Raw genomic sequence first — 21,914 nt, 5'->3', positions numbered from 1 at the left:
GATAATTATCTGGGTATTTCAGCCGCTCTTAAGTTTTACTTCCAGAAATGAAATTAATCTGTTCCAAATTTAACTTGATTTTTGATGATTTTCTGCCAGCATTCGCAGGCTATTTGCCAATCTTCTTGAGTGTGGATAACTAATACTCGTACTGTGGAATTTACGGTGCTAATTTCTGTATCCATTAATGAACTATTGTTTTTCTCCTGATTAAGTTCTACACCTAAAAAACTCAAGCCTTCACAGGCAAGTTTGCGAACCTCTGGCGCATTTTCTCCAACTCCAGCAGTAAAAACTAACACATCTAAGCCACCTAAACTAGCAATCATTGCCCCAATATAAGACTTGAGGCGATGAATATAAATATCTAATGCCAGTTGAGCGCGATCGCGAATTTCTGTGGGAGTATTACTTTCTGGGGAAATAGCATGGCGAATTTGGCGCATATCGCCGGACATACCAGAAATTCCACGTAGCCCAGAGGCTTTATTTAAGACATGGTTTAAATTTTCAGGGGTGTAATTTTCCTTCTGCATTAAGTGAATTAAAATACCAGGGTCAACCGCACCCGAACGACTCCCCATCATTAAACCATCCAGAGGTGTAAAACCCATAGTTGTATCGATGCTACGACCATTTTTGATTGCAGCTAGGGAACAACCATTACCCAGGTGACAGGTAATCAAGCGTAAAGCAGCTAAATCTTGTCCGAGGATTTGTGCTGCACGGTTGGCACAATATTCATGGCTAATCCCGTGGAAACCGTAGCGACGGATACCTTTCTCTGTTAATTCGTAGGGAATTGGGTAGATAGCAGCCGCATCAGGCATATTACTGTGAAAAGCTGTATCAAATACTGCTACTTGGGGAATATTGCCCAGATGTTTTTCAATGGCAATAATTCCTTCTAAATTTGCTGGATTATGTTCTGGTGCGAGATTTGCAAGATGAGCGATCGCATTTTTCACATCTTCTGTAATGACTGTACTTTCTCGGTATTCTCTACCACCATGTACTACTCGATGCCCAACAATATCAATTTCTGTAAGCTGATTAATGACTTTAGTAGAGCCTTGATTAAGGGTATTTAGTAAATATGCGGTAACTTCTACACGCGAATCTGTAGATATTTCCTCTTGTAGAGATTCACCGTTTGCAGTTGTAATCTCAATTTCGGCTTTGCCTTGATGGTGACTCCAATCTACTTTTGCTTCCCAAAGTGGTTTTGGTGCTTGCTGGGGAAGAGTATCACCACTAATTTCGTACAAACAACTCTTTTGGGTGCTAGAACCTGCATTCAAAACTAGTATTTTCATAATTTTGCCCTCTAACCTGCTGAATTTTGGTCATTACCAATTCACAACTGTCAAACTTGTCACTATTTGTAAATTCCTCATCAGCAGTTACTAAACTAGCTTCAGCTTGAAGTGCAGTGGAAGCAACAATCGCATCTGGAAGCTTTATCCGATATTGCAAACGAATTTGGATAATCTGTTCAATTAATAAATTGTTACTAGCTAGCAAATTCACCACTTCTACACGTTTGAGAAATTCTTCAAATAGCTGACAGTCATCTTTACTCAAGCCCGAAAATGCTAAGAATTCAATTTTGCTGATAATGGAAATTCCAACCCAGTCAGCATTTTGCAATAATTTAACTAACGTAACAGAACCCTGCAATAAGGCGACGATGGCATTTGTGTCAAGCAAATACCGTTTACCACTCATCCCGTAACATCCTCTGCATCGCGACACCGTCACCCTGCCAGCTTAAATTTCCCGCTAAATCAGAAAAATCGTAGGATTTTGTCTGGACTGTATCTGGGATGCTCGGATTTAAAACAATAACTACATCAACAGTACCAGGTGATAATTCTGTTGCAATGTCAAGGTGTAAATTTCCTGATGCATCAATCACCGTTTCTAGCTTTAACACTTTCATATTTTTAGAATTTTTATATACATGGTGTTTGGGGATTTTGGACAATAGAAAGTAGAAGAATGCGAGCGTCCCCCGTATCCTTACCCTCTTACTTGATTATCATACCGAGAATTTTTTATAGCTCAATACAGTTCAGTTAAGAATAAAATCAATTACTGCGAATAAAACAGATCAACTTTTTTGGAGGGGGCTTGGGGGACGCAACCGTCCCCCAAATCTTGGTTCTCAACAAATCGATTGACTAATAACCTTAACTGTAGCTTGCTTCTGCGGAGCAGTACCGTATTGTTTTATAGCTGAAATCTCCATTTGCAAACTACCACAACTAAAATATCCCCGACATTTATGTCAGGGATATATCTAAAAATACAGAACTAATTATTCAGGTAATTCAGCAATTGTTCTCTAAGCTCAACCTAAGCCAAAACTTCGAGTTTCGCTAGACGTTCGGCTAATAGTTGTTCAAGGCTTTCCAAGGCTTTTGTAAAACCTTTGATACCTTCATCAAGCTTCTCATTTGCCATCTTATCTGCGGCGTGCATCTTGTCGTAAGTCGCTTTATCCATTGTAATTTTTTCAATGGACATCGACGCAGCTTTTGCAGGATCAAGTTTGCGGGGAAGTTCTCCGATAGTAGCTTGCAACTCACCTAGTAATTGGGGCGAAATAGTCAACAAATCGCTACCAGCAAGTTCAATAATTTCACCGATATTACGGAAACTTGCACCCATGACTTCAGTTTTGTAGCCAAACTTCTTGTAATAGTTGTAGATTGTGGTGACAGAAACTACACCTGGGTCTTCCGTAGCAGGATAGCTATCGCGTCCGGTTTCTTTCTTATACCAGTCGAGAATACGTCCAACGAAAGGAGAAATCAAGGTGACACCAGCTTCAGCACAAGCGATCGCCTGATGCAAACCAAATAGTAAAGTTAAGTTACAGTGGATTCCTTCTTTCTCCAGGATTTCCGCCGCACGAATACCTTCCCAAGTCGTAGCAATTTTAATCAATACCCGTTCTTTGTCAACACCAGCAGCTTTGTACTGAGCAATTAATTCGTGGGCTTTTTTCACAGTTGCTTCGGTATCGTAAGATAAACGAGCATCAACTTCGGTGGAAACTCTACCGGGGATAATTTCCAGAATCTTTAAGCCAAAGGAAACTGCCAAGCGGTCAAATGCTAAACTGAGTATTTCTGCTTGTGATGCATTTTTACCTAAATCCTGCTTGGCTGTAAGTAGGGTTTGGTCAACGATTTCCTGATATTCAGGCATTTGGGCTGCGGCTGTAATCAGGGAAGGGTTGGTGGTTGCATCTCTTGGTGTGAACTTTGCGATCGCGCTAATATCTCCAGTATCGGCGACGACAACAGTCATTTTTCGCAATTGTTCGAGTAAATTAGACATAAAATTCCTCTGGGACTTGGTTTCTTCAGGACTTATAGAATTTGATTTTGTTTTGATGGAACTTAATTTGCTATGCGCTTGAATATTCGGCAATTAGGTTTCTTGTTGGAGGTTGATTAGTTGTTCTTTGCCTGGGTTTATGAGCCAATTACTTAACTAATACAATTGCAGGATTGACAATTACCGATCATCACTTACTGGACAAGTCCTGTTTTATATCCCCCAGCTATATTCTAGGCAAATCTTTTGAAAGTTGGTTGTGCTTTTGTATGCACTTTTCTTAAATCATCTTGTAATTTTTAGCCTTGTAAACATCTTCACTCATCCTTGTCTAATGCTTACTAAAGTAGACTTTGAGAAAATTAAACTTGCCTAAATGAGGCTCTTTGTAATTATTATTAATCTTAATTTAAGATTTAGAAGTGATACGTCGGCTAAATATTGGCAAACTCAATGTGACTTGTCATTAACATCAGGAAAAATTAATAAATTCCGTCATATTAATTAAAACAACCTTACTCAACATTACATATTTTTTTAATAGTTTACAGTTCCTAGTTAACACTTTTAAATTAATCGAAGGAGTTTAGTCTCACATCTATCTGAGGATACTTAATTCTTTTGATTCTGGAAATTACCTGAACCCTGATAATCCGAAATCAGTCATTAGCTTGCCAGCTTCCGACACATCAAAGGATAGCGATTTCCACGCCAAGTAGTCCAACCACTTGCTGACTGTCCCCGTGGCTGGAATCGCAAAAACCAATTATCCTGTTCTCGACCCAAATAACGAATTCCCAAGTCTGTCCGGTTAGAATATCTTGTCGCTAAAGGAACCCAAGCGCTACCATTATCGCTAAACCGACCAACTACTTTAACGCCTGATGAACTGCTACAGACCCCACCATTGCAATTGACTTGGGTATCATCCACTACCCGCCATTGCATCTTTGCAGGTCTACCATCAATAGTGCAGTCCCAATTCCCGAAAAACCATTGTGTCACCGCGAAGGATGCTTGGGCGTTACCGCTAGGAGCTAAAACACTTAATGGCAGGATTGTTAATCCCAAGAGTAGGTTTCTAATTGCTTTTTTCATTGCTTTCATCTCTTTTACAACTGGTGATATCCAACTACTTACTCATAGGTTGCAAAGTGATTATTTATGCAGGTTTTTATCCTCAGCAGCCATATTAATTTTGGTGGCAACAAATTTTTAGGCAAAATTAGTCCAAATGCGATCGCCTCGTTACTGGAAAAAACCCCACATCAGCACGAAGCGAACCACTAGCTACAATGATTATAAGTAGTTTAAATCAGCAATTTCCACAATCCCACGTCCCTACAATTAACCCAAGGTGCTATCAATGCAAAACTTTACCTTCCACAATCCAGTCAAAATCCTCTTTGGTAAAGGTCAAATCGCTAATATTGCAGCCGAAATACCCACAGATGCCAAAATATTAATGACCTATGGTGGTGGTAGCATCAAAAAAAATGGTGTTTATGACCAGGTTAAATCTGCATTATCAAAGCATAATCTGATCGAATTTGGGGGTATCGAACCCAACCCCCACTACGAAACACTGATGAAAGCAGTGGAAATAGTCAGACAAGAAGATGTAAATTACTTACTTGCTGTTGGTGGTGGTTCCGTAGTCGATGGCACAAAATTTATTTCTGTCGCCGTTGACTTTGATGGCGACCCTTGGGATATCTTGTCAAAAGCTGCACCTGTAAAATCTGCAATCCCTTTTGGTGTCGTTTTAACCCTTCCCGCCACAGGTTCAGAAATGAATACAGCAGCTGTCATTACTAAAGCCGCAAACCAAGCAAAACGACACTTTTACAGTCCTCTAGTATTTCCCCAATTCTCAGTTCTCGACCCCGAAACCACATTTTCTTTACCCCCTCGCCAAGTCAGTAATGGGATTGTTGATGCTTTCACCCACACAATGGAGCAATACTTAACTTACCCTGTCAATGCACCATTGCAAGACCGCATGGCTGAAGCTATCCTCAAAACATTAGTGGAAGAAGGTCCAAAAACCATTGCCAACCCCAGCGACTACGATTCCCGTGCTAATTTTATGTGGTGTGCAACGATGGCATTAAATGGCATTATTGCTGTTGGTGTCCCTCAAGATTGGGCAACTCACATGATTGGGCACGAATTAACTGCATTACACGGACTTGACCACGCACAAAGTTTAGCAGTTGTATTACCCAGCACATTAACCGTAAAACGGGATAATAAATGGCAAAAACTCCTCCAATATGCTGAACGAGTCTGGGGAATCGAGCAGGGAAGTGAAGAAGAACGAGTCAATACCGCGATCGCTAAAACTCGTGACTTTTTTGAGTCAGTAGGTACGCGCACAAAACTATCAGACTATGGTGTCGGCTTAGACACGATTCCCTTAGTCATCGATCGCCTGAAAAGTTATGGCTACACTGCATTAGGGGAAAAACAAGACGTAAACCCGGAAACTGTGGAGAAAATTTTGACTCTGAGCGCCTAATATTTTCCTGATTGGGGCGAATATCAACCATATATAAACATATATTCAGGTTCGCCCCTAATTGACTGCAAAAATATATTGTGTTAATTTCAAACCAATCGGTCTAATTTTTCTGGAGTCAGGCGATCGCAATAATGTCAAAAGGCGAAGAAACCAAAGCCATGATTATTGAGAAAAGTGCAGCCTTGTTTAATCAACAGGGTTATGCTGGTTCGTCAATGTCCGACATTATGCAGGTGACGGGTTTACAGAAAGGAGGAATTTACAATCATTTTGCTAGTAAGGATGATTTAGCATTGCAGGCATTCGATTATGCAGTCTCGCAAATCCAGCAACGTTTCCGCGAGGCTTGGAAAGACAAAAACCATGCCATAGAACGTTTGCAAGCGATTATTAATGTATTTCGTGCCTATATCGACAATCCTGAACATCCGATTATGAAAGGTGGATGTCCATTATTAAATACTGCTGTTGAAAGTGATGATGCCCATCCGGCTTTGAAAGCACGGGCAAAACAGGCAATGAATTCGTGGAGTGATTTATTGAGCAGAATTATCCGCAAAGGTATCAAAAAAGGCGAAATCCAGCCGAATATTAATGTTGACGAAGTGACGAGTATCATCATTTCCACCCTGGAAGGCTCAGTCATGATGAGTAAACTCTGCGACGATTCAATTCATCTCGAACGAGCGATCGCACATTTAAATAATTACATTAATAGTAGTTTGAAGGCGTAGAATTTTTGATGTAATTTTCTCAACAAAACTCAAGTTTTTTTGCACAATAAAAGACCGCTCGGTCTTATTCATCTTAATTTATTTCAAAACCCTAAACAGTTATGAATCAACAAAAACCATTTCGCTTGATTACCATCCCAGTGAGTCATTATTGCGAAAAAGTACGCTGGGCACTAACCAGAATGAAATTTAATTTCATCGAAGAACCCCACACGCCACCATTTCACACATTTGTGACAGCAAAATTAGGAGGGAAAACGACTCCGATTTTAGTCACCGATATGGAAGTGTTTACAGATTCAACAGATATTTTCAAGTATCTAGATTCAATTGCCCTGAATGATCATAAACTATACCCAAATAATCCCGAACTACGGCAACAAGTTGAAGAGTTAGAAGAATTATTTGATAGTCAATTAGGAATTGCTACACGTCGTTGGGGATATTCATACATTAATCATAACTACAAAAATATTCAGCGTGCTTGGTGCAAAGGTGTTCCCAGAATTGAAAAAATATTACTGCCTCTGATTTTCCCCTACATGCAAAAGATTTTAAAAAAAAGATTTGATTTAACTACAGAATCGAGTCAAGAAGCTTACGCGCAAATCAAAATAATCTTTGCGAAAGTCAGTGAATTACTAGCAGATGGACGTAATTATTTAGTAGGTGATAAATTTTCGGCTGCGGACTTGACTTTTGCTGCCCTTGCTGCGCCTATTATTCAACCTCCTGAACATCCGATTAAACCTCGTCCCTTAGCAGAAATGCCAGTGAAAATGGCATCAGAAATTGAAGAATTTCGAGAAACACCTGCGGGTAAGTTTGTATTGAGGCTATACCGCGAAAGAAATATTTAAAAATAAAAAACCTCAGTCTTTGAAACTGAGGTGACAGTTGAATTAGGGTGCATCTACCTCCTCTATATCCACAGCTTAAGTAACGACATCGGGATGAAAAAATAATATTTACTATCTTGGATTCATGACTTGATTGAGTAATACTTTACCGCTAGGGTTAAAAACCCTCAAACGATATTTACCACTTCTTCCCACAGGTGACATTGAGTAAGTGTAACCTCGATTTTCCCAAACATAACTACCCCGACTGTAGTTGGATGCTTCGGTAATTGTGAGACAGCGATTCTGGCGATCGCATCCTGTATAAGATGCGGAACCCGCAAACCCGACAATTTTGACACTGTAACCGCCTCCAGAATAAAAACTTACACTTTCAGCGAAAACTGGTGGTAGAAATGATACACTAGCAACTAAAGCTGTGCTTAAAGAAAGAATTGTAAATTTCATATTGATCTAACTATCTAATTAATATTAAAAACAATATTAAAAGTCTAAAAAAAATACTATTTTTTTGTCATTAGTGTAAATACTATAAATCCTTTGAATCACCCATTTACAAATTTATGACCGAGAGCGCGCAAACTTGGTACATCATCAAACAATCGACAGGAAAGTGCGAAATTGTCCCCAGTGAACAAGAAATTAATAATCAAGACATTATCGAAAAATGGGGACCATTTGATTCTCAAGGAGATGCGATCGCACGTCGTATTGGTTTAATTCGCACAGGTAAATGCCAACCAAAATAATAATCACTAAAGTCGCGGCTGATGTGACTATCAGTGTTTTTGAGGTGTAGATTCATGCGAACGGATAAAATCTGATGTATGAAAAAATGTTTGCTATGTTTGTTTTGTGTATATTTTATTTGTATTAATGTTCTTTTTATTCAGTGTTTATACTTGCTTTCATAAAAATAATCTTGCACATATTCAGTAATTTTTCGATTAGCAAGATATGTTTATTTTTGTACATTAAGTTAATAAGAACTATTAGTGTACTTTAAATTTGAAATTGTCATTTATTAGAAAAATAATAATATAAACTATTGAAAATTAACGTACTCTAGTCATTTCTAGAAAATACGAAATCTTGATAATCTTTTTAAGATATCTACATATTTATATTCATTAAATATGGAATCATTTCCAGAATTTGTGCGTCTATGTACATAAAGTATTGATTTTTCATTCTTACTTTTGATTAAAAAGAAAACTTAAAAATTTCAATTTAAAATCAAATTAATAAATCATGAATAATTTAAGTAAAACCAATCAAGAATTAAACACAAAAATAAATTCAAATTTTGCAATCAATCTCACATCTCCACCATTAAATACCAACTTATTACTATCAACATCTAGCAGTTCCCTTGTTTTTATTGATACTGGAATTGCGGATTACCAAAGCCTAGTAAAAGGAATTTCCCAGGGAAGTGAAGTTCATATACTCAACTCAGACCAAGATGCGATCGCTCAAATTACTGAGACTTTGATGGGACGCGAAGGCATTTCTAGCCTTCATATTATTTCCCACGGAGACACAGGAGGATTGCAATTAGGCAACGATTGGTTAAATGTGAGTAACCTTAACAATTACGCCAATCAAATGCAGTCTTGGAAAACTGCCCTCGCCCAAGATGCCGATATTTTGCTTTATGGCTGTAACGTTGGTGCAGGTACTACAGGAAAAGCATTTGTTAACTTGATGAGTCAGTTGACAGGGGCAGATGTTGCTGCTTCCAACAACTTAACAGGAAATATAGTCCTTGGTGGTGATTGGGACTTGGAAGTTAAGACTGGAAGTATTGAATCAGTTATTGCTTTGACTACAGAAACAATTCAAACCTATAGTTCAACACTCAACAGTTCAACACTCAACCTATCCTTTGCTGCCCCCATCAACTTCACAGCAGGGGAGGCTCCTTGGGCACTCAGCATTGGGGATATCAACGGTGATGGTGAGCAAGATTTAGCAGTTGCCAATTATATTTCCAATAATGTCTCGGTGTTGCTAGGTAACGGGGATGGTACTTTTGCCAACCCAATCAACTTCACCGCCGGAGATGGTCCTTCTGGGGTCAGTATTGGTGATATTAATGGCGATCGCCAGCCAGACTTGGTAGTCACCAATTTTAATGGCAATAATGTTTCATTGTTGCTAGGTAATGGCGATGGTACTTTTGCTGCCCCCACTAACTTCACAGTCGCCTCTGGTTCTATGGATACAGCTAGAGTCACGATTGGAGATATTAATAGTGATGGCAAACAAGACTTAGCAATTGTCAATTATATTTCCAGCAAAATCTTAGTATTGTTGGGAAATGGTGATGGCACTTTTGCCGCACCCACTGAGTTAACCGCAGAAAATGCTCCTGCCGCCGTCAGTATTGGAGATATTAATGGTGATGGCAAACAAGACTTGGCAGTGGCAAAGTACGGTTATTATGGGGATACTTCCGTGCCAAATTCTAATCACATTTCAGTGTTGCTAGGTCATGGTGATGGTACTTTTGCTGCTCCAATCAATTTCACCGCCGGGGATGGACCTGAAGGTATTAGTATTGGGGATATTAATGGTGATGGCAAACAAGATTTGGCGGTAGCAAATTATAAGTCTAACAACATCTCAGTTTTGCTCGGTAATGGTGATGGTAAACAAGATTTGGTGGTGACAAATTATGATGCAAATACTATTTCCGTGCTACTTAATAACCAACCCCAAATTCAGAGACGCAAACATGACTTTGATGGTGATGGCAAAGCTGATATTCTCTGGCGGAATCAAACCACTGGGGAAAATGCTATCTGGACAGTCGATAATTTCCAACTTCGCGATGCCGAATTTATAACTCCAGTTCCAGATGTGAATTGGAAAATTGTGACTACAGGTGACTTTAATGGTGATGGTAAAGCTGATATTCTCTGGCGGAATTATTCATCGGGTGAAAATGCGATTTGGATGATGGATGGCTTGCAGCCTCTTAGTGCTGAGTCTCGCCAATTTATTACCAGAGTCGAAGATATTCATTGGAAAATAATTGCTGCTGCTGATTTTAATGGCGATGGTAAAAGTGATATCTTATGGCGGAACTCTAAAACTGGTGAAAATGCTGTTTGGTTCATGAATGACTTTCAACTGGATGGTCAGTTTTTAGAATATAGAACCATTGATACTGATTGGGTAATGGTTGATGCTGGCGATTTTGATGCTGATGGTAAAAGTGATATCTTGTGGCGAAACTCTAAAACTGGTGAAAATGCTATTTGGCTAATGAATGGTTCTCGGCTTAAAGATGCTAAGTTTTTAGTAAAAACAGATTTAAATTGGAAGATAGAAAAAGTTGGCGATTTAAATGGCGATCGCAAGGATGATATTGTTTGGCGTAATTATTATACCGGGGAAATGGCTGTTTGGTTTGTCGATGTTAATCAGTTAGATAGTTTTAATAATTACTCTGTTCATGGTGAATTTATTGCTATAGAAAAGTCCAATAAAGTATTTTTAAAAGACACTGATTGGAAACTTGAAGCAATTGCAGACTATAATGGTGATAATAAGTATGACTTGATCTGGCGTAACTATAGTAATGGAAAAACTGCAATTTGGTGGATGGATAGTCACCAGATTGTTGATTCTGGATATATCATTCAATCAACAGCCATGCTCAACGTTAAAGCTGATTGGGAGATTACTCTTTAGTACCGGCTATTAGTTTTATTCGCGCAGGCAAATGTCAACCACAATAATTTAGCAAATCATTCAGCAGAGACGCGACATATCGCGTCTCTAAATTGATTACTTTTCAGCTCTCGTCGTACCCTGACTGGCGATTTCCTTACCCAATACTTCTACAGCTTTAGCAAACTGTAAATCCTTCATTGTGCCCAGTTTATCACGCTCCCGTAACCACAAATCCTGACGCTGTTGGTCTGTTAAGTCAACCTTGACATCAGGATCAATACCATGCTTATTGATATCCCGACCGTTAGGAGTGAAATATTTGGCAATTGTCACCGCTAACCCAGAGCCATCATCCAAGGGACGTACTGACTGTACCAAGCCTTTACCAAAAGTCTGCGAACCGACAATTACCGCTCGTTTATTATCTTGGAAAGCACCCGACAGGATTTCACTGGCACTTGCCGAGCCTTTATCAACAATTACCACCAAAGGCTTATCAGTGAGTGCTTTTCCATTCGCAATTTCTCGTTCTGGCTCCCCTTTACGATCCTTTGTCGAAACAATTGTCCCTTTATTCATCCACATCCGGGCAATTTCCACACTAGAGAAGAGCAAACCACCAGGGTTTCCACGTAAATCTAAAATATAGCCAGAAACCTGCTTCTTCTCTAAATCCTTGATTGCAGCTTGCATTTCCTTACCAGCATTCGCACTAAACTGGTTGAGGCGAATGTATCCAATGTTACCAATGGGAGTATTTTGTTGCGAGAACTTCACAGGGTGAATTTCAATCTTGGCACGGGTAATTTCAAATTCCTTTGGCTGACCACTACGCAGAATTGTTAATTTTACCTTGGTGCCAGCTTCACCTCGGATTAAGGATACTGCCTGGTTAGTATCCATGCCTTCAGTGCTTTTACCATTGATTTTGGTAATAATATCTTTTGCTAAAACACCGGCTTTAAACGCTGGTGTATCTTCAATTGGTGAAATGACAGTCAGCTTTTTAGTTTTTTCATCAAGACCAATTTGGATACCAATACCCGTAAGTTCCCCTGAGGTATCCACCTGCATGTTTTTAAATTCCTCTGGGTCCATAAACCGGGTGTAGGGGTCATCCAGCAGTTTTAGCATTTCCCGGATAGACTTATAGGCTTCCTGCCTATTACTGTAAGACTTGTTCAAGTATTTTTTGCGAACACCTTGCCAATCAACTTGATTGAAAGTACCGTCCACGTATTGGCGTTGGATAATTTGCCAAACTTCATCGACCAATTCTTTAGGGCTTTCTTTAAATAGAGCTTGTCCTTGAGAATGAATGCCTAGGCTTGTAAAAGCTATTGTAGTTAGCGTCACAGCCGTAGCTCCCAAAACAAGTCCACTTTTAGTAATTACCATAATGACTGCTGCGCCAGAGGAAAAAATTTATTTTAGTCAGTATGCTCAATCTAACACAGGCTACCACTGTACTGACTAAGCATATTATGTTATTTCTAAATATTTTCTCTGAAATCCGGTTAGTTGTGTGGCAGATAATACAAACTTTATCAAAATTTTGGAGATATTAAGGGGGAAAGGGAGGGAAAAGATTTATATTTTTTATCTTTAACTTTACTCTTTTTACTCCCAAGTATCCCTGTCCCCACATCCCAATTATGGTTCGATCCAGCGATCGTCGGCTTTAATCAAATTAATTAGCTCTTCCACACCTTTATCTTCGGGAACCTTCTTAATTTCTTCCCGACCGCGATACAGGGAGATATAACCGGGTGTTTTCCCAACATAGCCATAGTCTGCGTCAGCCATTTCACCTGGTCCATTGACGATGCAGCCCATAACAGCAATATCCAGCCCTGTCAAGTGTTTAGTTGCTTCCCGGACTTTATGTAATACTTCCTCCAGGTTAAACAAAGTACGTCCGCAAGATGGACAAGCGACATACTCAACCATTGTTTTCCGCAGTCCCAACGCCTGCAAAATACTATAGCAAACGGGAATTTCTTTTTCTGGTGCTTCTGTTAGGGATACCCGAATCGTATCGCCAATTCCATCGGTAAGTAATGCCGCAATTCCAGCAGTAGACTTAATCCGTCCGTATTCACCATCACCAGCTTCAGTCACACCTAAGTGCAATGGATAATCCATCCCCAAATCATCCATTCGTTTTGCCATCAAACGATATGCTGCCACCATGACTGGGACTCGCGATGCCTTCATCGAAATGACAATATTGTGGAAATCGAGGGATTCGCAAATTCGGATAAATTCTAAAGCTGACTCCACCATGCCTTCGGGGGTATCACCGTAGGTAAATAGCATTCTTTCAGCCAGAGAACCATGATTTACGCCGATACGCATTGCTTTTCCTTGATCACGCAAGGAAATAACTAATGGCTTGAGAGTTTCTGCTATTTTTTCGCCAATTTCCTCAAATTCGGCTTGGGTATATTCGGTACGATTGGCGTTAGGCTTTTCAAATACATACAAACCTGGATTAATCCGTACTTTTTCGATGTGCTTGGCGACTTCCAAGGCAATCTTCATGCCGTTATGATGCACGTCAGCAACAATAGGTACGTCTTTGTAGGTTTGTTTTAATTTATGCTTGATTTCTGCCAAGGCTTTGGCATGTGCCATGCTGGGGACGGTGACACGAACGATTTCGCAACCGACTTCGTGTAAACGACGAATGGCAGCAACTGAACCATCAATGTCCAGGGTATCTTCATTAATCATCGACTGCACTACCACCGGATATCCACCTCCGATGGTGATATCACCCACTTTTACAGGACGGGTTTTGCGCCTTTTGATTGTTGTGTCAAAAGTGGGTTGGCTGGATGCAGTGCTAGTAGTAGGGGTGGGCAGGGTTTGCATAACCTTGATTAGGTAAATTTTTGTAGCGAAAATATCAGATTTTTAAATGTTCTGTTTCCCAGATTGCCATAGTCAGGGCATTCTTGGGTTAAGAATTTGGGCAAATTTCGACGATAACGAGAAAAAATTTTATCGTATTTGCTTATTGATGTAATGCGATCGCCTCTATAGGTTCTTTTATCTTCACGTTTACTTTCTAATGCATGGCATAAATCCAGCAAGAAGTAAAGTATTTATACTTGCTCCTTATTGCCAGTTACTTAATTTTCCAGGGCGCAGGATTAATAACAAATAAATTTATCTAAATACCTTTTATACATATGCGATATCTCCAAGTTAAGAGTAGGTAGGTTTCATTAAATATAGAACTCAAAGTGTAGTGTGTTTTCTTTGAGAGCCTATTACACCCTCATTATTTGTTTGGATTATAACCACGTAATTACAAGTGCTGTTTTTCTTAATACCTGTTTAGGTGTAGTTTTACTAGTAAATGATTAATGTTTAGATAAATTTTTATAAAATTAAAAATAATTTTAACTCTCAGCAATATTTAAGCAATATTTAATATTAGTTTTGCTAAATATTTTGTGTAATAGTTGATGAGTGATAAATTAATAAATTTATCCAATTGCTAAAATCACTACAAGCTATTATTTACAAAATAAATCTAAAACTTGATCTCAAAATTTATGCAAATAATTAAACGTAATCTTGACTTAAGAGTTGATGATAGTTTAATGCGGGTTTATGTCGCATCTCCGAAACCACCAGGCACTTATCCAGGCATTTTATTTTACAGTGATATTTATCAACTTGGTGGTGCAATGATTAGGATTGTTAACTACTTGGCTGGTTTTGGGTATGTGGTTGCTGCACCAGAAATTTTTCATCGAATTGAGCCTGTGGGCACGATAATTGAACCTGATAATATTGGGAGAATGCGGGGTAATGATGATGCTCGTCGCACGTTAGTTGCTGAATACGATCGCGATTGTAGTGCAGTTATTAATTTTTTAAAAGCTGATAGTGGGGTGACTCCTGGTAAAATCGGTACTCTTGGTTTTTGTATTGGTGGACATTTATCTTTTCGGGCTGCGTTTCAAGAGGAAATTAAAGCAAGTGTTTGCTGTTATCCGACGGGTATTCCTAGTGGTAAATTAGGTCAAGATGTCGCCGATACAATTCAAAGGGTAGGGGAAATTAATGGGGAAATGTTGTTAATTTTGGGTACATTAGACCCCCATATTCCAGAGAGCGATCGCAATATCCTCATAAAAGCAATAGAAGGGGCAAAAATACCTCACCAAGTGTTTTTATATGCTGCTGAACATACGTTTATGCGTGATGATGGTTATAGGTATGATTCTGCTGCTACGACTTCTGCTTGGTTAGAGATTATAAAGTTTTTTGAACGTGTTTTTAGTAGCTAATTTAGTGATTTTAGGAGAATCAAGAATGCAGAAATCATAATGATTTCTATATATTAGATTTAGGATTGAAATTGAAAATCTATGAAAGTTTGAATTTTGATTTATGATTCTTGCTCCTAAGTTATTTCTTGGTCATTTCAAATAATTGTCGTGCATTTTGACCGAGAAATGCATCAAATAATTCTCGCTTTCCTGGCTCAATTTCTACCATATATCTTTGAGCTAATTCGTAATAGGCATAAGTCCAGGGAATTTGAATTTCTTCACCAGATTTATCATCAATGACTGTGACTTGTTCGCTAACTGCATGGGTTGCAGTTTGTCGCAAACCCACATGAACACTACCTTCAATTTCGGCTTTCATTGGTATGCCTAAGTTAGCTAATTCACGAGATGTTATCTCAATGTCTGGATATTTAGATGTATTTTGACGATTTATGTAACCTGTAAAATGATTCACTGCATATCCATGTAATAATACCCAAGCACCATATTGACTGACTTGATTGACTTTTTCAATCACTGAAAGATAAGGAGTTTGCCAAGGGCGAGTAAAGATTGTTTTGGGTTCAATATTCAACTCAAAATCATTTAGTTGCTGACTATATGTGGACAATTGAGTCAAATAATCAAATTTCCCATCGTTTACTGTTTTGCTAATTAGAGCAGCGATTTCCTCAGGTAATTCTGCAATGATTAATTCACTAATGAATAATTTGGGTAAATCATATTTTTTCTGCTCTGGATGTTTGTAATGACGCGCATATAAATGTGTATCTGGAAAAAAATATTCTCCAGCTTGTTCATATCCCATGAAATTTAAGATTGGTTCAAATAATTTAATTCCTAAATTAATTTGACCTTGGTTTGTATTAATATCTAAGCGTAGGGAACGAAAAGCAATATGGTCATTGGCAATAGTTCCTCCAGCAGTTATAATCATTTCTTGGTAAGTACGGGCATAACTGACTCGATTGATATATTCTTGCCAAAGATAATTCCAAACTAGTTTAATATTTTCTGGTTTCATATTTTTATTTTGTGATTTTACTAATAGTGTTGATCATAAATATTTATGATGAAAAATAATCGTCTTTATTCCTGAGGCTTACATATAATCTTCTAACAATATCAATTATATTTCTGCAAAAACTAATTGAACGATAATAAATTTTGTTTGTATTGAAGCCAAATTACCCATTAATGATGTAAATCATGGGAATAAAATAGTAGATGAATGCAGAAAAAATTACAAAGATAGAAGTCTGAGACAAAAGCAGATTTTAAATGTGTTTCGCTCAAATGATAGTGCTGTATTCTGCATTCTCACTACTGATTTATTCACTCGATTATTTCCGCTAAAATCTTCGCAATAATATCTAAAGCTATTTGAATTTGTTCACTATCAATAACTAAAGGTGGACAAAAACGAATTGCAGATTTTCCACAACCAAGTAATAACAAACCACGATAAAAAGCAGCTTGTAAAAAACGATCGCGTAATTCCTTGTCAAAATTTCCCACCTCATCAAATAAGTCTACCGCTACCATTAATCCTTTTCCCCGTGGCGATGAAAGTCGGGGAAAACGTTGGTGTAATTTAAATAAGCCAGCTTGTAAAATTTCCCCCATACGAGTGGCATTTTCCATCAATCCATTTTCTAACAACCGTAATGTGGCAATCCCAGCAGCACAAGCTACCGGATTCCCGCCAAATGTCGTGGCATGGGAACCAGGCTGCCATGTCATTATGTGCGATCGCGCTATAATTGCTCCTAATGGTAAACCGCTAGCAATCCCCTTTGCCGTAGTCACAATATCGGGCATGACATGCCAATGTTGGACAGCAAACAGCTTTCCAGTACGCCCCATCCCCGATTGCACTTCATCAACTATCATCAAAATGCCGTGTTTGTCACATATCTCCCGGATACGTGGCAAAAAACCATCTTCGGGTACGATGTAACCACCCTCTCCTTGAATTGGTTCAACAACAATTGCCGCCACCTCATTCGCTGGTAACAGCGTCGTAAATAACTGCTGCTCCAGATAGTCCAAACTGGTGTGCGTACCGTAAGGTATATGTGTCACTCCTGGAAGTAGGGAACCAAAATTTGCCCTTTGCACCGTTTTAGAACCCGTCAACGACATGGCTCCGTAGGTGCGCCCGTGGAATGCACCCAAAAACGCCACAATTAAATTACGTCCGGTATGATATCTTGCTAGCTTAATTGCACCTTCATTCGATTCTGCACCAGAGTTGCTAAAAAATATACGTGCTTTCCCTGGGAATGGCGCTTTAACTGCTAGTTTTTCCGCCAACTCCACCATTGGCTCATAGTAAAAATCAGTACCAGACATGTGCAGTAGATTTGCGGATTGTGCTTGAATTGCCTGCACAACTTCCGGGTGACAATGACCTGTTGCAGTCACCGCAATCCCTGCTGTCAAATCCAGAAAAACATTACCATCCACATCTTCCAGCATACAACCTTGACCCCGTGCCACCACTAAGGGATAATCACGGGTATAGGATGGTGATGTTACAGCACGATCGCGCTCTACCAATGCTCTTGCACGCTCTCCCGGCAAAGTTGTCACCAAACGCGGCGATCGCGGTAATGGTAAATTTACGGGAATACTTAACATTGTTTTTATTACTTCAGAATATTTGTACCTATGATTTAACGATGGTTACAGAGTTGGATTCTGTCGTATATGCCACCATTTATCTTAGATAGATATAACTACAAGCCGAAGTTTCCTATTTCCTCTTCTCCTTTGCCATCGGTTAGCTAGGAAGAAATTTTCGGTTCTCCGGGTACGTCACCACACTAGTTGCACGTTAAGCTTAATTAAGAGCTAATCTCATTTAGCTAATTTAGCTAATTTAATCAAACCTTAATTTATTCCTTGTTACAATACTTAACATTACTCTTGTGATGCGGTGGTAAGTTTAGATGAACGCGAAAACAATGACTCCTACTTCCCAAGTGCTAGAAAAAGACAGTCACCCAAGCCAACTAACGGAGGTGAGTTTGCTGGCTTTGAGAGGGGAGGTGTCAAACTTGCCATCCCCTGTAGTAAATCCTGGCAAAAGTTTAGAATTTGAATTAAAGTATGACGCGGATGCGATCGCATTCTATTATCAATCTCGACCTTTAAAGGTATTTAGTCGGATTTTGACAGTTTTAGCACCGACACTCAGCTTTGCCTTTGGGGTCTGGTTTGATGGCAAACGAGGTGTCAAGGTTAAAAATGATCGTCGTCGCGCCGTCCAATTTCGAGAATTACTGACTAAATTGGGACCAGCATACATTAAAATCGGTCAGGCACTATCTACAAGACCAGATTTAGTCCCCCCCGTATTTTTAGAAGAATTAACCCAGTTACAAGATAAATTACCTGCATTTCCCAATGAAACTGCCTATAAATTTATTGAAGAAGAACTGGGACAAACGCCTGAAGAAATCTATGCGGAGATTTCCCCCCATCCCATCGCCGCAGCATCCTTAGGACAGGTTTACAAAGGTAAATTATTTAGCGGTGAAGAAGTCGCCATCAAAGTTCAGCGTCCCGACTTGCGCGAAGCCATAGCCATTGACTTATACATTCTTCGCAAATTAGCTGTGTGGGCGAAACAGAAAGTCAAAAGGGTGCGTAGCGACTTAGCTGGTATCTTGGACGAATTGGGCGATCGCATTTTTGAAGAAATGGATTACATCCATGAAGGTGAAAATGCCGAAAAATTCTTCCAACTTTACGGTCATATGAAAGACATATATGTACCGAAAATATACTGGGAATATACAAACCGTCGCGTGCTCACGATGGAATGGATTAACGGTAAAAAACTCACACAAACGCAAGAATTAGAAGCAGATGGCATCGACGCACGTTACTTGATTGAGGTGGGTGTACAGTGTTCCTTGCGGCAGTTACTCGAACATGGATTTTTCCACGCAGACCCCCATCCAGGCAACTTACTCGCTACCCCAGATGGAAAGTTAGCATATCTTGACTTTGGGATGATGAGCCAAGTACAACCACCTCAGCGTTACGGGTTAATTGAGGCGATCGTTCATGTCGTCAATCGTGATTTTGAAGGTTTAGCGAACGATTATGTCAAACTAGATTTTCTCTCGCCCGATACTGACCTCACACCCATTATCCCCGCATTTGCGAAAGTCTTTGCCAATGCCCAAGGTGCTAGCGTCGCCGATTTCAACATCAAGAGTATAACTGACGACCTCTCCGAGTTGATGTACGAGTATCCTTTCCGCGTACCTCCTTACTATGCGTTGATTATTCGTTCCTTGGTAACACTGGAAGGTATTGCAATATACATTGACCCTGACTTCAAAGTCTTGAGTGAAGCCTATCCCTATGTCGCCAAACGGCTATTAACCGACCCAGCACCGCAGTTAAGAACATCATTACGAGATTTATTATTTAAAGAGGGCAGTTTTCGCTGGAATCGTTTAGAAAACCTCCTCAAAAATGCTCGAAATAATGAAGAGTATGATTTCGATTTAGTTTTGAATCAAGCAATCGATTTTCTTTCATCTGAACGCGGTGAGTATATTCGTGAAAAGTTGGTTGATGAGTTATTAAAAAGTGTCGATGGTTTGCGGAAAAATTTCTTGCATAACTTTACTTATTTATTGCGTGAACAAGTAGGAATTACCGCAGTTAAGGAAACAGCAGCAGCCAATTTAGAACAGCAAGAAACATTAGAACATATTCAGAATGTTGTGCAAATTCTGCAACAAACACGAGGTTTTGATGCCAATCAATTGATTCCCCAAATTACGCAAATATTTTTTAATCCTGGGGTACAGAGATTAGGTCAGCAAATTACCGAGCAATTGTTACAGAAGACTGTTGTCAGAGCATTAAGACAATTATTAGCTAGTGATGAAGTGAAGCCAAATTTAGCTAATAATTAAAGTTATCTCTCCTTATCCAAAATTGGCTGTTTAAAATATCCCTGATTTCCCAAAGAAGTCGGGGATATTATACTAATTATGCTCCCATCAGCGCTCTTGTAATCCTGAAGAACAGAAGCAATACCCTTTAATCTCAACTCCCAACAAACAAGCAACAGATTATAGGTGGTGACACCAATTTTATCGTTGTGAGATTGTGAGAGCTATGTATAAATAGGTGAGATTTCAGGAAAAAACACTTAAATGCTGATACTTAGATTACCCCTACTGATATCATGTTCTGATAATCACTTATAATTCAAATTTCTCCGTGTCCCCGCGTCTCTAAGTCTCCGTATCACTCTTAATTATTGACTCCTGACTCCTGCATTCTTCTGAAAAAATAATTAAGGAAAAAAATAGTAAGGGTCTTGATTTAGGATAAAATCAAAAATCTGAGTAAACCAGGTGCTTGCTGACGGAGACGCGACTTATGGCTCGGATGTATTATGACACAGATGCAAATTTAGACCTTTTAGCTGGGAAAACGATCGCAATAGTCGGTTATGGTTCGCAAGGTCATGCCCATGCGTTAAACCTGAAAGATAGTGGCATGAATGTAATTGTCGGGTTATATCCAGGTAGTAAGTCAGCAGCAAAAGCTGAAGCAGCAGGTTTAACCGTCAAAAGTGTAGCAGATGCGGCTTCCTTAGCAGATTTCATTATGATTCTGTTACCCGATGAAGTTCAAAGAAGCGTTTACAAAAATGAGATTGAACCCAATCTTCAAGAAGGTAATGTTTTAGCTTTTGCCCACGGTTTTAACATTCATTTTGGACAAGTTGTACCACCGCCAAACGTAGACGTGGTGATGATTGCACCCAAAGGACCTGGACATTTGGTGCGTCGCACCTATGAACAGGGACAGGGTGTACCAGCCTTGTTTGCAGTTTACCAAAATGCTAGCGGACAAGCACGCGATCGCGCGATGGCATATGCGAAAGGAATTGGTGGAACCCGTGCCGGAGTCCTGGAAACTACATTCCGCGAAGAAACTGAAACTGACTTGTTTGGCGAACAGGCGGTACTCTGCGGTGGTTTAAGTGCTTTAATTAAGGCTGGTTTTGAAACCCTAGTTGAAGCTGGCTATCAACCAGAATTGGCATATTTTGAATGTTTGCACGAAGTCAAATTAATTGTTGACTTGGTTGTTGAAGGTGGTTTAGCGACAATGCGTGATAGCATTTCCAATACCGCCGAATATGGTGATTATACACGTGGACCCCGTGTTGTCACCGACCAAACGAAAGCCGAAATGAAGAAAATTCTCTCGGAAATTCAATCTGGTCAGTTTGCACGGGAATTCGTTTTGGAAAACCTATCTGGTAAAGCTGGGTTTACGGCGATGCGTCGTCAAGAAGCTGAACACCCAATTGAAGAAGTTGGTAAAGATTTACGAGCTATGTTTAGCTGGTTGAAAAAAGCTTAAATTAATGTAAACAAAGTTACAACTTTGAATTAGAACTCTA

At 39.4% G+C, this 21,914-nt stretch carries 19 protein-coding genes; 9 read left to right on the top strand and 10 right to left on the bottom strand.

The window, feature by feature from the left end; genetic code table 11:
* Positions 1–53: 53 nt before the first annotated feature.
* From VB733_RS06205 to VB733_RS06185, 5 genes are all read right to left on the bottom strand, one after another.
* Positions 54–1,316 carry an acetate kinase gene (locus tag VB733_RS06205; RefSeq protein WP_323339222.1) on the bottom strand — a complete coding sequence of 421 codons (1,263 nt, stop codon included), beginning with the start codon at positions 1,314–1,316 and terminating at the stop codon, positions 54–56.
* On the bottom strand, positions 1,285–1,728 hold the full coding sequence (locus VB733_RS06200) for a type II toxin-antitoxin system VapC family toxin (RefSeq protein ID WP_323339220.1): 444 nt from the start codon (positions 1,726–1,728) through the stop codon (positions 1,285–1,287). Before VB733_RS06200 ends, VB733_RS06205 begins: the two co-directional genes overlap by 32 nt.
* Entirely contained in the window at positions 1,718–1,942 is a 225-nt protein-coding gene (locus VB733_RS06195) for a hypothetical protein (RefSeq protein WP_323339219.1), read from the bottom strand. Before VB733_RS06195 ends, VB733_RS06200 begins: the two co-directional genes overlap by 11 nt.
* A 416-nt stretch (positions 1,943–2,358) precedes the next feature.
* Positions 2,359–3,348 carry a transaldolase gene (locus VB733_RS06190; protein ID WP_323339218.1) on the bottom strand — a complete coding sequence of 330 codons (990 nt, stop codon included), beginning with the start codon at positions 3,346–3,348 and terminating at the stop codon, positions 2,359–2,361.
* A 666-nt stretch (positions 3,349–4,014) separates the two neighbouring features.
* Positions 4,015–4,446: a DUF6006 family protein gene (locus tag VB733_RS06185; protein WP_323339217.1), complete on the bottom strand. Its 432-nt coding sequence runs from the start codon at positions 4,444–4,446 to the stop codon at positions 4,015–4,017.
* A gap of 66 nt (positions 4,447–4,512) precedes the next feature.
* Between VB733_RS06185 and VB733_RS06180 the strand changes: the two genes are divergently transcribed.
* The 4 genes from VB733_RS06180 to VB733_RS06165 all read left to right on the top strand — a co-directional run bounded on the left by VB733_RS06180 (position 4,513) and on the right by VB733_RS06165 (position 7,466).
* On the top strand, positions 4,513–4,638 hold the full coding sequence (locus tag VB733_RS06180) for a hypothetical protein (RefSeq protein ID WP_323339216.1): 126 nt from the start codon (positions 4,513–4,515) through the stop codon (positions 4,636–4,638).
* Between the two features lie 76 nt (positions 4,639–4,714).
* Positions 4,715–5,869 (top strand): iron-containing alcohol dehydrogenase, encoded by a 1,155-nt coding sequence (locus tag VB733_RS06175; RefSeq protein WP_323339215.1) that lies wholly within the window; start codon positions 4,715–4,717, stop codon positions 5,867–5,869.
* Between the two features lie 134 nt (positions 5,870–6,003).
* Positions 6,004–6,606 carry a TetR/AcrR family transcriptional regulator gene (locus VB733_RS06170; protein WP_323339214.1) on the top strand — a complete coding sequence of 201 codons (603 nt, stop codon included), beginning with the start codon at positions 6,004–6,006 and terminating at the stop codon, positions 6,604–6,606.
* Positions 6,607–6,707: 101 nt separating this feature from the next.
* Complete coding sequence (locus VB733_RS06165; protein ID WP_323339213.1) at positions 6,708–7,466, top strand: glutathione S-transferase family protein; 759 nt, start codon at positions 6,708–6,710, stop codon at positions 7,464–7,466.
* Positions 7,467–7,577: 111 nt separating this feature from the next.
* Here VB733_RS06165 and VB733_RS06160 read toward each other — a convergent pair whose 3' ends face one another.
* Positions 7,578–7,913, bottom strand: a complete 336-nt coding sequence (locus tag VB733_RS06160) for a hypothetical protein (protein ID WP_323339212.1) — start codon at positions 7,911–7,913, stop codon at positions 7,578–7,580.
* A 116-nt stretch (positions 7,914–8,029) separates the two neighbouring features.
* Between VB733_RS06160 and VB733_RS06155 the strand changes: the two genes are divergently transcribed.
* Both VB733_RS06155 and VB733_RS06150 read left to right on the top strand, forming a co-directional pair.
* Positions 8,030–8,215, top strand: coding sequence for a DDE transposase family protein (locus tag VB733_RS06155; protein ID WP_323339211.1), 186 nt, complete (start codon positions 8,030–8,032; stop codon positions 8,213–8,215).
* A gap of 502 nt (positions 8,216–8,717) precedes the next feature.
* Entirely contained in the window at positions 8,718–11,168 is a 2,451-nt protein-coding gene (locus tag VB733_RS06150) for an FG-GAP-like repeat-containing protein (RefSeq protein WP_323339210.1), read from the top strand.
* A 96-nt stretch (positions 11,169–11,264) separates the two neighbouring features.
* Here the strand turns inward: VB733_RS06150 and ctpC are convergent, their stop codons facing one another.
* Together ctpC and ispG are read right to left on the bottom strand one after the other, a co-directional pair.
* The gene (gene ctpC / locus VB733_RS06145; RefSeq protein ID WP_323339209.1) at positions 11,265–12,548 is read right to left on the bottom strand and encodes a carboxyl-terminal processing protease CtpC; all 1,284 of its coding nucleotides are present in this window, start codon (positions 12,546–12,548) and stop codon (positions 11,265–11,267) included.
* 255 nt (positions 12,549–12,803) lie between these two features.
* The gene (gene ispG, locus VB733_RS06140; protein ID WP_323339208.1) at positions 12,804–14,027 is read right to left on the bottom strand and encodes a (E)-4-hydroxy-3-methylbut-2-enyl-diphosphate synthase; all 1,224 of its coding nucleotides are present in this window, start codon (positions 14,025–14,027) and stop codon (positions 12,804–12,806) included.
* Between the two features lie 689 nt (positions 14,028–14,716).
* On the opposite strand from ispG, the gene VB733_RS06135 reads away from it, so the two are divergent.
* Positions 14,717–15,457 carry a dienelactone hydrolase family protein gene (locus VB733_RS06135; RefSeq protein ID WP_323339207.1) on the top strand — a complete coding sequence of 247 codons (741 nt, stop codon included), beginning with the start codon at positions 14,717–14,719 and terminating at the stop codon, positions 15,455–15,457.
* 121 nt (positions 15,458–15,578) lie between these two features.
* On the opposite strand, the gene VB733_RS06130 is transcribed toward VB733_RS06135, so the two are convergent.
* Both VB733_RS06130 and VB733_RS06125 read right to left on the bottom strand, forming a co-directional pair.
* The gene (locus tag VB733_RS06130) at positions 15,579–16,487 is read right to left on the bottom strand and encodes a DUF1338 domain-containing protein (protein ID WP_323339206.1); all 909 of its coding nucleotides are present in this window, start codon (positions 16,485–16,487) and stop codon (positions 15,579–15,581) included.
* A gap of 311 nt (positions 16,488–16,798) precedes the next feature.
* A complete protein-coding gene (locus VB733_RS06125) occupies positions 16,799–18,106 on the bottom strand; it encodes an acetyl ornithine aminotransferase family protein (RefSeq protein ID WP_323339205.1) in 1,308 nt (435 codons plus the stop codon).
* Positions 18,107–18,417: 311 nt separating this feature from the next.
* Between VB733_RS06125 and VB733_RS06120 the strand changes: the two genes are divergently transcribed.
* Positions 18,418–20,406 carry an AarF/ABC1/UbiB kinase family protein gene (locus VB733_RS06120; RefSeq protein WP_323339204.1) on the top strand — a complete coding sequence of 663 codons (1,989 nt, stop codon included), beginning with the start codon at positions 18,418–18,420 and terminating at the stop codon, positions 20,404–20,406.
* Between the two features lie 472 nt (positions 20,407–20,878).
* Complete coding sequence (gene ilvC, locus VB733_RS06115; protein ID WP_096616068.1) at positions 20,879–21,874, top strand: ketol-acid reductoisomerase; 996 nt, start codon at positions 20,879–20,881, stop codon at positions 21,872–21,874.
* Positions 21,875–21,914 lie beyond the last annotated feature (40 nt).

The organism is Calothrix sp. UHCC 0171 (assembly GCF_034931845.1).
GTDB lineage: Bacteria > Cyanobacteriota > Cyanobacteriia > Cyanobacteriales > Nostocaceae > Brunnivagina.
The sequence above is the reverse complement of the archived record's forward strand: the minus strand, read 5'-3'. Positions and strand labels throughout refer to the sequence as shown.